This window comes from Thalassovita mangrovi (assembly GCF_009857745.1).
GTDB lineage: Bacteria > Pseudomonadota > Alphaproteobacteria > Rhodobacterales > Rhodobacteraceae > Thalassobius > Thalassobius mangrovi.
On sequence record NZ_WWEN01000005.1, the window covers coordinates 183654 to 196779 of the forward strand.

Sequence of the window (13126 nt, forward strand, 5' to 3'; positions counted from 1 at the left end):
GCTCCTTCCCCGCTGGCTGAAGCGGCCGGCCTACATGCTGGGATCGATCGCGATCACCATGCTGGGCCTTCTTTTCGTGACATTCCTGATCGGCAGGGTGATGCCGATCGATCCCGTCCTGTCCATCGTCGGCGAACGTGCCTCGCCCGAGACCTATCAGAAGGTGTTCGAGGATCTTGGCCTCGACAAGCCGCTGCTGGTGCAGTTCGGATATTACCTGTGGGACGTGCTGCATGGCGATTTCGGCGTCTCGCTGCTGACCGCGCATCCGGTTTCCGAAGATATCGGCCGGGTCTTTCCCGCCACGCTGGAACTGGCGACGCTGGGCACCCTGATGGGGGTGCTGCTGGGCGTGCCGCTGGGCGTCATCGCCGCCGTCCGGCGCGACAGCTGGATCGACCAGATCGCCCGCGTCGTGGCGCTGGTGGGTTATTCGATGCCGATCTTCTGGCTCGGGCTGATGGGGCTTCTGGTCTTCTACGGCATTCTCGGCTGGGTCGGCGGCCCGGGACGGGTGGGCATTTTCTATGCCGACGTGGTGCCGCCGGTGACCGGCATGATCCTGATCGACAGCATTCTGGACGGCAACTGGGAAGTGTTCCGCGACGCGCTGAGCCATATCGTGCTGCCAGCCTCGCTGCTGGGCTATTACAGCCTGGCCTATATCAGCCGCATGACCCGGTCCTTCATGCTCGAACAGCTGAGCGCCGAATACATCACCACCGCCCGGGTCAAGGGCATGTCCGAACGCGCGGTGATCTGGCGCCATGCCTTCCGCAACATCCGGGTGCAGCTGATCACCGTGATCGCGCTGAGCTATGCCAACCTGCTGGAAGGATCGGTGCTGACCGAAATCATCTTCGCCTGGCCGGGCATCGGGTCCTACATCACCAACGCGCTGCTGTCCGCGGACATGAGCGCGGTTCTGGGCGGCACAGTGGTGATCGGCCTGATCTTCATCATCCTGAATGTCGGTTCCGACCTTCTTTACCGTTTCCTTGATCCGAGGGCGAAATGAGCGATACGCAAACCGGACTGCGCGAATGGCTGCTGACCGATACGCCGCATTCGCGCCTGCAGGCGCGGCTGTCGGCGCTGTATCACGGCTGGCTGTCGTTCCGGTCCAATTCCCTGGCCATGTTCGGCCTTTCCATCCTGGTCTTCCTGCTGCTGATGGCGGCCTTCGCGCCGCTGATCGCGCCGCATGATCCGTTCACCCAGGACCTTGGCAACCGGCTGAAGCCGCTGGGCACCGAAAGCCACCTGCTGGGCACGGATTCGCTGGGCCGGGATATCCTGTCGCGGCTGATTTATGGCTCGCGCATCACGCTTTACATCGTGACGCTGGTGGCGCTGATCGCGCCGCTGGCGGGGCTGCTGGTCGGCACAATCGCGGGCTATGCCGGCGGCTGGATCGATGTCGCCTTGATGCGGATCACCGATATCTTCCTGGCCTTCCCGCGGCTGGTGCTGGCGCTGGCCTTCGTGGCGGCGCTTGGCGCCGGGATCGAAAACGCGGTGCTGGCGATTTCGCTGACCGCCTGGCCGCCCTATGCGCGGATCGCACGGGCCGAAACCCTGACCATCCGCAATTCCGACTTCATCAGCGCGGTGCGGCTGCAGGGCGCGGGGCCGGTGCGGATCATCACCAAGCATATCTGGCCGCTGTGCATTTCGTCACTGATCGTGCGGGTGACGCTGGACATGGCGGGCATCATCCTGGCCGCCGCCGGTCTGGGCTTCCTGGGCCTGGGTGCGCAGCCGCCGAGCCCGGAATGGGGCGCGATGATTTCCGAAGGGCGCCGCTTCATCCTCGATCACTGGTGGGTGGCCACGGTGCCGGGGCTGGCGATCTTCACCGTCTCGCTGGCCTTCAACCTGCTGGGCGACGGGCTGCGCGACGTATTGGACCCGAAGGATTCGAAATGACCGAATTACTGGACGTTAAAAACCTCTGGGTGCGGTTTCCCACCCGCAAGGGCGTGTTCGACGCGGTGCGCGGCGTGTCCTTCAAGCTGGGCCGCGAACGGCTGGGCATCGTCGGCGAAAGCGGATCGGGCAAATCGATGACCGGCCGCGCCATCCTGCGCCTGATCCGGGCCCCGGGCGAGGTCGAGGCCGATTACATCAAGCTCGACGGCGAGGACCTGCTGAGCAAATCCGAAGCCGATATGCGCAAGATTCGCGGCGATAGGATTTCGATGGTGATGCAGGACCCGAAATTTTCGCTCAACCCGGTGATGACCATCGGCGAACAGCTGATGGAGGCCTACCGGCTGCATTCCAAGGGCGGCAAGGCCGAGGCCCGCAAGCGGGCGCTGGAAATGCTCGAAGCGGTGTCGATCCGCGATCCCGAACGGGTCATGCGCGCCTATCCGCACGAAGTGTCGGGCGGCATGGGCCAGCGGATCATGATCGCGATGATGCTGATCCCCGATCCAGATCTGCTGATCGCGGACGAACCGACATCGGCGCTCGACGTGTCGGTGCAGGGGCAGGTTCTGGAAATCATGGACAAGCTGGTGCGCGATCGCGGCATGGGGCTGATCTTCATCAGCCACGACCTGAACCTGGTATCGCAATTCTGCGACCGGGTGCTGATCATGTATGCCGGCCGCGTGGTGGAAACCTGCGATGCCGACAAGCTGCACGAAGCGAAACACCCCTATACCCGCGGGCTGCTGAATTCGCTGCCCCGCTTCGACGCGCCGCAAAAGCGGCTTGAAGTATTGCAACGAGACCCGGCCTGGGCCGAGGCCGAAAGCGTGGGGCCGGACGCATGAGCGCGCTAAGTTTTGAGGACCTGAACATCTGGTTCGGCGAAGGGCGCGACCGCGTCGACGCGGTGAAACACGCCACATTCGAGGTCGCGCGCGGCGAAAGCTTCGGGCTGGTCGGCGAAAGCGGGTCTGGCAAATCCACCATCATGAGGGCGCTGACCGGGCTGGTGCCGCATTGTTCGGGGCGGATGGCGGTGAACGACCAACCCTTGGGGCGCAAGCGCGACAAGACGTTCTACAAGACCGTGCAGATGGTGTTCCAGGACCCTTACGCATCGCTGCACCCGCGCCAATCGGTCGATCAGATCCTGTCGGAAACGCTGCGCCTGCACGGGTTCCGCGATATCGACCCGCGCATCGAAAAGCTGCTGGACGATGTCGGGCTCGGCCCCGCCTTCCGCTTCCGCTATCCGCACCAGCTTTCTGGTGGGCAGCGGCAGCGGGTGGCGATCGCCCGGGCGCTGGCGCCGGAACCGTCGATCCTGCTGCTGGACGAACCGACATCGGCGCTGGACGTGTCGGTGCAGGCGGAAATCCTGAACCTGCTGACCGACCTGCGCGCCGAACACGACCTGACCTTCCTGATGGTGTCGCACGACCTGGCCGTGGTCGCCCATATGTGCGAACGCATCGCGGTGATGCAGGCGGGCGAAATCGTCGAGGTGCTGAGCGTCGAAGAGATGCGGGCGATGACGCCCAGCCATCCCTATACCAAGCAGCTTCTCGAAGCATCGCTGGGATACAGCCGCAGCGAGGTCGAAGCGGTCGTTTGAGAAAAACGTGAAAGGCCGCATCGCGGCCCTTCACCGCCCCGTCAGGATTTTTCCGCCTCGGCGACGTGTTTCTTCACCTGGACGAAACTGTCCGGCACCACCGATATGGAATCGATCCCCGCCTCCACCAGCACCCGGGCGAAATCGGGGTAATTCGACGGCGCCTGACCGCACAGCCCGATCTTCGCCCCCGATTCATGCGCCTTGCGGATCACCGTGCGGATCATCCATTGCACCGCCTCGTGACGTTCGTCGAACAACGGCGCCAGCTTGTCGCTGTCGCGGTCGATGCCCAGGGTCAGCTGGGTCAGGTCGTTCGACCCGATGGAAAACCCGTCGAAGCGCTTGGCGAATTCCTCGGCCAGCACGACGTTCGACGGGATTTCGCACATCACATAGGTCTGCAGCCCGTGCAGCCCGCGTTCCAACCCTTCTTCCTTCATCACCTCGATCACCCGGTCGGCTTCTTCCGGGGTGCGGCAGAACGGGATCATCACCATCACGTTGTCGAACCCGATCACCTCGCGCAGCCTGCGGATGGCGCGGCATTCCAGCCGGAACCCTTCGCGATAGGCCGGATCGTAATAGCGCGACGCGCCGCGCCAGCCGATCATCGGGTTGGCTTCCTCGGGTTCGAACTGCGCCCCGCCCAGCAGGTCGGCATATTCGTTGGTCTTGAAATCGCTCATCCGCAGGATCATCGGGTTCGGATAGGCCACGGCGGCAATCCGCGACAGGCCAAGCGCCAGCCGGTCGACGAAGTAATCGGTCTTGTCCTCATATCCCCGGGTCAGCTCCTCGATCTCGGCCCGGACACCCGCATCTTGCACCTCGTCGAAGCGCAGCAGCGCCTCGGGGTGGACCCGGATCGTGTTGGCGATGACGAATTCCATCCGCGCCAGCCCGACCCCATCCGCCGGCAACCGCCACCAGCGCGCCGCCGTCGCCGGGTTGGCCATGTTCAGCATCACCTTGGTTCGGGTGGCGGGCACATCGGTCAGGTTCAGGTCCTCGACCGTCACCTCGGCCAGCCCTTCGTAGACATGGCCGACATCGCCCTCGGCACAACTGACGGTGACTTCCTGCTCATCGTGCAGGACGAAGGTCGCGTTGCCGCAGCCGACCAGCGCCGGAACGCCCAGTTCGCGGCTGACGATGGCGGCGTGGCTGGTGCGCCCGCCGCGATCCGTCACGATGGCCGAGGCCCGTTTCATCACCGGCACCCAATCGGGGTCGGTCGTGGAGGTGACCAGTACCGCGCCGTCGACAAAGCGGTCGATATCCTCGGGCGTTTCGATCAGGCAGACGCGGCCGGTGGCGACCTGTTCCCCGACCGACAGCCCGGTCACGATGGTGTCGCCATGCGCGCCCACCGAATAGCGTTTGAACGTCTGCGCACCCTGCCGCGACTGCACCGTTTCGGGGCGCGCCTGCACGATGAACAGATCGCCCGTCACGCCGTCCTTGGCCCATTCCATATCCATCGGCTGACCGTAATGGTCCTCGATCACGGCGGCCTGCCGGGCTAGGTCCAGCACCTCGTCATCGCTGAGCACGAAAGCCGCGCGTTCGGCCTTGGAGGTGGGCACGTTGCGGATCGGTTCAGCCGCCCCGGCGGCGGCATAGATCATCTTCTTTTCCTTGGCGCCGAGCTTCTTTTCGATGATCGGGCGCAACCCGTCGGTGTCCAGGAACGGTTTGTAGACCTGGTATTCGTCCGGCGTGACGGCCCCCTGCACGATGTTTTCGCCCAGCCCCCAGGCGGCGTCGATCAGCACCACCTTGTCGAAGCCGGTTTCGGTATCGATCGAAAACATCACCCCCGACCCGCCAATATCCGAGCGCACCATGTGCTGCACCCCCACCGACAGGGCGACCTGCATGTGATCGAACCCTTTCAGTTCGCGGTAGGTGATCGCCCGGTCGGTGAACAGCGAGGCATAGCATTTACGGCAGGCACTCAGAAGTTCCTCTTCGCCGCTCACGTTCAGGAATGTTTCCTGCTGTCCGGCGAAGCTGGCATCAGGCAGGTCCTCGGCAGTGGCACTGGAACGGACCGCCACGGCCAGATCGGCCTGGCCGGAGCGTTCCGAAAGCGACCGGTAGGCCTGGCGCAGCGCGGCTTCGGTTTCGGTCGGCCAACTGCCCGCGACGATGGCCGCGCGGACGGTTTCGCCCGCCTTGTGCAGCGGCATCCTGCCCTCGCCATAGGCGCGCATCGTGTCGGTGATCAGCGTGTCGAGCCCGTTTGCCTTGATATAGCGGCGAAAGGCGTTGGCGGTGGTGGCAAATCCCGGTGGCACGCGAATGCCCTTGGCGCCAAGCCCTTGAACCATTTCGCCCAGCGATGCGTTCTTGCCGCCGACAATCGGCACGTCGTCGCGGCGCAGGTTTTCAAAGAAAATGACCTCGTCATCAATCGGCATGATCGTGCCCCCTCCTGATGTCCTTTGCCCGCCACCCTACAGGGGCCGCGCGGGCGGGCGTTGATCTTGGTCAAAGTCTGCGCGATCCGGGGGCTTCAGCCTCAACCCAAAGGGAGGATGCGCAAGGGACGGAAAACCCGCCGAATTAACCCACGCGCCCTGGAACGCGGATCAAAGGCCCGGCCACGCCCCGGAAAGGGCCTCGCCGTCGATATCGGCGCGGATGCGCGATCCGGCGCCGGGCAAAAGCAGTTCGGGTAGCAGATGGGGAAACGCACCCCGGTACGGCGGCAAGAACTCCAGCGTCATCCCGCGGGTGGCAAAGGCGTTCGGCTGATACAGGTCCCGCCCGCCGGGGGCGTTGATGTAATGGGACGCGCCCAATGCGTCCAGGATCGCCAGGATACGGTCCTGCCCGCGCAACCCTGCGGGCAACCCCAACGCTGAACTGCGCAGGAAACGCACAGGCAGATCCAGCAGTTCGGTGACCAGCCTCAGCCCCCGTTCCAGAAAGTCGGGCACCGACGGCAAGGGGCCGAACAGATGCGCGTGCAGCGGCGACGAAACCGCCTTGTCGATCCCGGCCCCGGCCAGCCGGGCATCGAGGCTTGTGCGGGCCTCCGGCGCCCAGTCCAGCTGATTGATCCGGGTATCCCGCGCAGCGCGCGCCAGCGGCAGGGTCAGCCAGGTTCCGGGCGCCAGTTCGCAGCGGTGAACACGCCCCCTGCGCGGGAACTGCACATCGTCCAGGATCACGAACAGATCGCTTGCCGCCATCAGCCGGAAGTAACCCGCATAGGGGAAGAAATACGGCTGCATGATCGCGACCCTGAGCGTCATGTCGGATCACCCGGCCGAAAGAAGATATCGGGCAGCGACAGAACATGACGGCGGAAATGCGCGATGACCTTCGAGTCGTAGTCCCGTTCGGAAAACTCTGCGAAAGCCTCCGGGCAACACAGGAAAAGATGCCGGTCGAAATGGTCGCGCCGCTGGTAGTGCAGCACCCGAATGTCCTGTTCCGATTTCAGCCCGGCCCGGAACATTTCATCCTTGTTGGTGCAGTTGTAGGACGGGTCCAGCGGAAGGTAGTCGATGCCATGTTCTGCGATCAGCACCGACATGGCGATCTGGGCGGCAAAAATTTCACGCTTCCGCAGCCGCAACAGGGCCGCGGCCTGCAGCGTCCGGCTTTCGAAATCGGGCCGGACGAGATCGAAAGCCGCGCGGTTCATCACCACGAAGCCGAAATTGAAATAGGGCGGCGCCTTGCCGTTTTGCGGCCGGGCGAGCGTGTAGGACAGAGACAATCGCGGCGCGTCCCGGCCGAAATGGGCGAATAGCTCGGCCCAACTGCGGGTGTTTTCATCGGGGTCAGGGCCGAAGGGCGATTGATGCGCCTGCATCGCGGCGATCATCGGGCGGGGGTGTCGGCAGACCTGTTCCAGCACCGGGTCGATATCGCGCAACAGGCAGGCATCGGCGTCGCACATCACCACGATATCGCTTTCAAGCGGATTTTCGAACCGGTCGATCCCGGATGAAAATTCCGGCGTGCGCTTGTGCTCCGGGATGATCCGCCAGATCACGTTCTCGTCCGTAGCGCTCCAGCCGTTCATGTCGTGGGTGTTTTCGGCGGCCTCATCGCCGCCCACCGAGATCACCACCGGCGCCGCCTCATAGGCCCCGCCCAGTTTGCGCAGGGATTTCACCGCCAGCTTGACGCCGGAAAAGAACCCCGGCGTCGGCAGGACCGGGATACGGAACTCAAAGCGGCAGGGCATGGTCCGCCCCCTGTTCCAGCATCGCCCAACCGATCCCGTCACGTCCGAAATCATTGCCGTTATAGACCATGATCAACCCCTCGCCATGGGGGACAATCGCGGCATAGCCCTGCATCCAATCGTCGAAATCCCCCGGCCGGGGCGGGTTTTCAAAGGCCACCGGAGTCACCGGGCCACAGGCCACCCCTTGTTCGTCGACCGGGCAGGACGCCACGCGATAGGGATGGGTGCCGCCCTTGCGGAAATCATCGCCGCGTTCGCTGAACCACAGCCGCCTTTGCCCCTGCCATTCGGTGACCCAGGGCCGGATTTGTGCGGTGAATCCGCCCTGTACCGGAACGGCCGTTACCGCGCTTTCGTCCCAGGTGATGCCGTCAGGGGAAAAACAGGTCCGGATGCCATAGCGAAACGCCTCCGGCGGGCCGCAATCGGCGACGAACCACACGCGATAGCCGTCCTTTTCCGCCAATACGAACGGGGTCCGGTCGCCCGGATGCGCCCGGCCGATCGGCTGCGGATGGGTCCCGAAATCCAAACCGTCCCCACTGCGCGCCAGCCCGATCTGGGTGTTGTAATCCCTGTCGGGGTCGCGCCGGATGCCCGAGTAATAGAGCAGGTAGTCGTCGCCCTGCCGCCGCAAGCAGGACGGCGCGGTACCGTCGCAATCGAACCGGCCCGGCGCGGCATCGGGAAACACCGGATCGCGGTACAGTGCGCGGATTTCCATATCCCGGGATGGATCGACATCGGCGGCGAAGGTCCGGGATCGGTTCGCCGCGTCACGACCGCCGAAAAAGATCCGCCACAACCGGTCGGACAGCGGCAGAACCGTCGGCACCTGCGCATGGCTGATCCAGTCGCCGCCGCCGGCGGTCAGGAACATCCCCTTGCGTGACCACAGCGCGCCCGTCACTTGAAACGCATCCCTTTGAGCCGGTCGCTGGAATATTCCTCTTTCCGGTCGTCGGGGTGGCGCACGACGCTACCCGGCGGCAAATCGCGGCGGATCATGCAGCGCGTTTCCAGATAGGTGTCCGCGCCGATGGTGACGCCGTTCGAAATCCCCACCTGCCCCCCGATCAGGCAACCCGGCCCGATGGTGCAGCCGCTGGAAATGCCGACCTGCGAAGAGATGAAGCAATGATCCCCGATCGTGCTGTGATGGCCGATATGCACGGCGGTCCAGATCACGCAGCCGTCGCCGATCCGGGTAAAGGGCTGCAGGATGGTGTTTTCGAGGATGAAGCAGTTTTCGCCGATATGATCGGCCATGTCATGCACCGAAGGATGCACGAAGCTGGCAAAGCTATAGCCGCGCGCGCGGCCTTCGCGGTGCCGGTCCCGGCGCAACCCGTTCAGCTGCTGGTAGCTGAGCGGGCCGAGCAGCTTCACCTCACCGGGCGGGAAACGGGTTTCCAGCGCGTCCCAGGGCACCACCGGCAGGCCATGAAATTCCGCCTGCGTCGCATATTCGCGGTCCACGGTGAACCCGACCACCCGGTCGGACCCGAAACGCCTGATATAGGCCAAGGCCACTTCGGCGATCTGCCCCGCCCCGAAAATCACGATATCTGTCAAAGCCTCAAACCTATTTGAAAACGTAAACCGTATATTCGTAGAGACCGTAATCGGCCCGGATCACATGCCGCCGCGACAGGTCCCGGACCACGAAACGCGCCATGTCGTCATAGGGAAGATGGAACAGGTCATCGCGTTCCCAATCCACGTGCTTGGACATCACGTTGAACGCCATGCCCCGGCGCACCGCCCCGAACACCGTCGACAGAAGCTGCCGTGCCGCCCCGAACATCGCGTCGTGATCCGCGGTCAGCTTTTCCGTCAGCACACCGTTCAGCACGGCATAATCCACCTTGCCCAGCCGGGACGGATCGGACAGCACATCGGCCCGTTCGAACGGGATGCCGGGGAATTTTGCCCGGCAATGACGCACCATCGTGTCGGACAGGTCGATGCCGCGATAGCGCAGGTCCGTGCGGCCCGTGTCCTGAAGATATTCCCAGAAATGCCCCGCGCCGCAGCCCAGGTCCAGAACCTCGGCCCCCGGTTCGCTCAGCAGATCGGCCATCACGCCATAACGCAGCCGCGCGCCCTCGGCATCCGGCCAGTCCATGCCCTGCGCACAATCCCCGTAGCGTTCGAAACACCTGTCGTAATGGGCGCTCAGCCTGCTGAACAGAGTCCGGGCCGATTCAGTCGTGATTTGCGCACCTATCGCCATAAGGTAATACTGGTAATAATTTTCTAACTTAGGTTTAATGCTTTGCGGATAATTGTGAAGCGCGAAGTGAGTTTCGTAAGGTATTTTTATCGTGAAGACAGTTGACGATTCCCGTCTCAAGGTGGCGCTCATCAATCCCCGGTTCGACCCGAATTTCTGGGGTTTCGAATATGCCCTTCCGTTTCTGCCGGGGCGCAAGAAATGCTACACGCTGACGGCCGCGCTTCCGGCTTTGGCCGCGCTGACCCCCGAATTCTGCGACGTGACCCTGATCGACGAAAATGTCGAAGACATTCCCTTCGACCGGATCGCCGATTTCGACGTGGTCGGTGTCACCGGGATGATCGTGCAGCAAAAACGCATGCATGAAATCCTGCAGCAGCTGCGCCACAGCGCGCGTCATATCGCGGTCGGCGGCCCGTTGATCACCGTGTCGGAAAGCGAATTCGAAGGGCTGTGCGACACCGCCTTCATCGGCGAGGCCGAAACGACCTGGCCCGCCTTCCTGCGCGACCTGCGGGACGGGCGTACAACACTGCCGCGCTATGAGCAGCAGCAGAAGACCGACATGACGACGGTGCCGGCGCCGCGCTATGACCTGGTCGATGCCGGGGCCTATATCGTCGCCCCGCTGCAGTTTTCGCGCGGCTGCCCGTTCCTGTGCGAATTCTGCGACATCATCACCATTTTCGGCCGCCGCCCCCGCACCAAGACCCCGGCCCAGGTGCTGACCGAACTGGATGCGATCCGCGACGCGGGGTTCAAGCAGTGCTTTCTGGTCGACGACAATTTCATCGGCAACAAGGCCAAGGCCCGCGAGGTCCTGATCGCCATCGCCGAGTGGCAGAAGGCGAACGGTTTCCCCCTGCCGCTGAGCACCGAGGCCAGCCTGAACCTGGCCGATGACCCCGACCTGCTGGAGCTGATGGTCGCGGCGAATTTCCGGCAGGTTTTCATCGGCGTCGAAACCCCGCGCGCCGCGTCGCTGAGCGAAACGCGCAAGCTGCAGAACATGCGCGGCGACAGCATGGACGACAAGCTGCAGCGCATCCGCGATGCGGGGATCGTGGTCACGGGCGGGTTCATCCTGGGCTTCGACGCCGACGATCCGGAAATTTTCGACGAACAGTTCCGCTTCATCCAGCGCAACGGGATCGCCAAGGCCCATGTCGCCGTGCTCAGCGCCATTCCCAGCACCCCGCTTTATGACAGGCTCAAGGCCGAAGGGCGGCTCGATCCGCACCATCCGCGGATCAACTTCCATCCGCTCGGGATGGATCAGGATCAGCTGCTGGCGGGCTATGACGACCTGGTTCTGCGGCTCTACGACCCCGATGTCTTCTGGGACAGGCTGCTGGGGTCCTACGCCGCCTCGACCGGGTATTGGCGCAAACGGGCGGCCTTCGCCAGGGATAACCTGCCCAGGCCCGGCCGCGCGTCGGCGCTGGCGGGGCGGCTGTCGGGGGTGCTTTCCGCGGCGCGGCTCGCCACCCATCTGGTGCGCCAGGAAGAGGGCCCAAGACTGCTGCGCAGCTATCTGCGCCACTACCGGCGCAACCGGTCCCTCGGCCCCCGGGCGATCCCGCTGCCCGCCTTTGTCGGCCTGTGCATCGAGCATTGGCATTTCCACCAGATGGCCCGGCATGAGCGGAAAATATCCTTCGGATCGATCCAAAGCCGCTTCGGACAGCCTCGCCCGCAGGCGCCCCGGGAAAAGACGGCCTGAGCGATGAAATACAGCACGCCGCCCGTCATCCCCGTCGCCCGACCGCAGCTGCCCTCGGCCGACGAGGTGCTGCCGTTCCTGCGCGAAATCGATGCGACCCGGCATTACTCCAATGGCGGGCCGCTGAATGCGCGGCTTGAACAGGCCCTGGGGCGGCAGTTCGGGGCGGAACGATCCGTCCTGTGCCATTCCAGCTGCACGATCGGGCTGGTCGCGGCGCTGCTGGCGCTGCGGCCGGAACCGGGGGCGCTGTGCATGATGCCATCCTGGTCGTTTCCGGCGACAGGCCACGCGGCGCGTCTGGCCGGGCTGACGCCGTGGTTCGTGGATGTGGAGGCGGGTAGCGGCGCGCTCACCCCCGCGCTGGCCCGCGCCGCGCTGGCGCAGGCCCCGGCGCGCGTGGCGGCGGTGATACCGGTCATGCCCTTCGGCGCCCCGGCGGACGTGACCGCCTGGGAAGGTTTCCGAGATGAAACCGGTTTGCCGGTGATCGTCGACGGGGCCGCCGCCTTCGACAGCCTGAGCGCCAGCACGATCCCCATCGTGGTCAGCCTTCACGCGACCAAGCTGTTCGGTGTCGGCGAGGGCGGGTTCACCCTGTGCCGCGATGCCGCCTTCCTGCGCACCATGCGCAAGGTGCTGAATTTCGGTTTCCATGGCACGCGCAACGCCGAACTGCCCGCCGTGAACGGGAAACTGAGCGAATACGCCGCCGCCGTGGGCCTGGCGGCGCTGCCCGGCTATGGCGAGAAACGCGAGGCGCATCAGACGGTGGCGCAGCTGTATCGCAGCGCGCTGCCCGGCCATATCACCATGCCCGCCGGGTTCGGGACCGACTGGGTTTCCGCATCCCTGTCGCTGGGTCTGCCGGCGGAACACCTAGCGCCGGCGAAACGGGCGCTGGCCCGGCGCGGCATCGCTTGGCGCCACTGGTGGGAAGCGGGGATGCACCGGATGCCTGCCTTTGCCGATTGTCCGCACCTGCCCTTGCCGGTGACCAAGGCGCTGGCTCGGTCGACTTTGGGCGTGCCGTTTTATCAGGACCTGAGCGAGGCGCAGGTGCAGGACATCTGCGCCGCCCTCGCCGAGGCCGGATCGTGACGCCCTTTATCTGTCGCAGCCCCCGGTGATCCGGCCGCGCCCATCATGGGCGCCACTCTGCCGCGCGGCAGCCCCCTGCCGAGAAGCGATAAGTCATTTCAAGATATAGATAATTTGCAATATTTAGACAAAGCCCGGCCAAACGCGCTTCATTTTTCGGCAGCTTGAAAACCGGCGCGGGATGTGTTCCCCACCAAATCCAGTGACAGCCGTGGATTTTTTCCGTTTCGCCCCCCGGCTGGCGCTTTTTTTAAACTTTGCGCCGCTGATCCATATGCGGGGCAGGGTTTCCGCGAC

Annotated in this window: 12 protein-coding genes; 6 read left to right on the top strand and 6 right to left on the bottom strand. The window is 64.3% G+C overall.

The annotated features are described in order from the left end of the window. Positions 1-34 precede the first annotated feature (34 nt). The 4 genes from GR167_RS13135 to GR167_RS13150 are packed head-to-tail and all read left to right on the top strand — an operon-like array spanning position 35 to position 3553. On the top strand, positions 35-1018 hold the full coding sequence (locus tag GR167_RS13135) for an ABC transporter permease (protein ID WP_212769954.1): 984 nt from the start codon (positions 35-37) through the stop codon (positions 1016-1018). Further along, positions 1015-1929 (top strand): nickel transporter permease, encoded by a 915-nt coding sequence (gene nikC, locus GR167_RS13140; protein ID WP_160974111.1) that lies wholly within the window; start codon positions 1015-1017, stop codon positions 1927-1929. The genes GR167_RS13135 and nikC overlap by 4 nt, the downstream gene beginning before the upstream one ends. Continuing rightward, positions 1926-2783 (top strand): ABC transporter ATP-binding protein, encoded by an 858-nt coding sequence (locus GR167_RS13145; RefSeq protein ID WP_160974113.1) that lies wholly within the window; start codon positions 1926-1928, stop codon positions 2781-2783. The genes nikC and GR167_RS13145 overlap by 4 nt, the downstream gene beginning before the upstream one ends. Next, complete coding sequence (locus tag GR167_RS13150) at positions 2780-3553, top strand: ABC transporter ATP-binding protein (RefSeq protein ID WP_160974115.1); 774 nt, start codon at positions 2780-2782, stop codon at positions 3551-3553. The genes GR167_RS13145 and GR167_RS13150 overlap by 4 nt, the downstream gene beginning before the upstream one ends. A 41-nt stretch (positions 3554-3594) precedes the next feature. On the opposite strand, the gene ppsA is transcribed toward GR167_RS13150, so the two are convergent. The 6 genes from ppsA to GR167_RS13180 all read right to left on the bottom strand — a co-directional run bounded on the left by ppsA (position 3595) and on the right by GR167_RS13180 (position 10002). Continuing rightward, complete coding sequence (ppsA, locus tag GR167_RS13155; RefSeq protein ID WP_160974117.1) at positions 3595-5979, bottom strand: phosphoenolpyruvate synthase; 2385 nt, start codon at positions 5977-5979, stop codon at positions 3595-3597. A gap of 171 nt (positions 5980-6150) precedes the next feature. Next, positions 6151-6819 (bottom strand): WbqC family protein, encoded by a 669-nt coding sequence (locus GR167_RS13160; protein ID WP_160974119.1) that lies wholly within the window; start codon positions 6817-6819, stop codon positions 6151-6153. After that, on the bottom strand, positions 6816-7763 hold the full coding sequence (locus GR167_RS13165; RefSeq protein ID WP_160974120.1) for a GT-B fold glycosyltransferase domain-containing protein: 948 nt from the start codon (positions 7761-7763) through the stop codon (positions 6816-6818). The genes GR167_RS13160 and GR167_RS13165 overlap by 4 nt, the downstream gene beginning before the upstream one ends. Then, positions 7747-8676: a hypothetical protein gene (locus GR167_RS13170; RefSeq protein WP_160974122.1), complete on the bottom strand. Its 930-nt coding sequence runs from the start codon at positions 8674-8676 to the stop codon at positions 7747-7749. The genes GR167_RS13165 and GR167_RS13170 overlap by 17 nt, the downstream gene beginning before the upstream one ends. Then, positions 8673-9341: an acetyltransferase gene (locus tag GR167_RS13175; protein WP_160974124.1), complete on the bottom strand. Its 669-nt coding sequence runs from the start codon at positions 9339-9341 to the stop codon at positions 8673-8675. The genes GR167_RS13170 and GR167_RS13175 overlap by 4 nt, the downstream gene beginning before the upstream one ends. 10 nt (positions 9342-9351) lie before the next feature. After that, positions 9352-10002: a class I SAM-dependent DNA methyltransferase gene (locus GR167_RS13180; RefSeq protein ID WP_212769955.1), complete on the bottom strand. Its 651-nt coding sequence runs from the start codon at positions 10000-10002 to the stop codon at positions 9352-9354. Positions 10003-10093: 91 nt separating this feature from the next. Here GR167_RS13180 and GR167_RS13185 point away from each other — a divergent pair, with 91 nt between their 5' ends. Both GR167_RS13185 and GR167_RS13190 read left to right on the top strand, forming a co-directional pair. Then, on the top strand, positions 10094-11728 hold the full coding sequence (locus tag GR167_RS13185) for a B12-binding domain-containing radical SAM protein (RefSeq protein ID WP_370741312.1): 1635 nt from the start codon (positions 10094-10096) through the stop codon (positions 11726-11728). A 3-nt stretch (positions 11729-11731) separates the two neighbouring features. Beyond that, complete coding sequence (locus GR167_RS13190; protein ID WP_160974126.1) at positions 11732-12829, top strand: DegT/DnrJ/EryC1/StrS family aminotransferase; 1098 nt, start codon at positions 11732-11734, stop codon at positions 12827-12829. Positions 12830-13126: the final 297 nt, after the last annotated feature.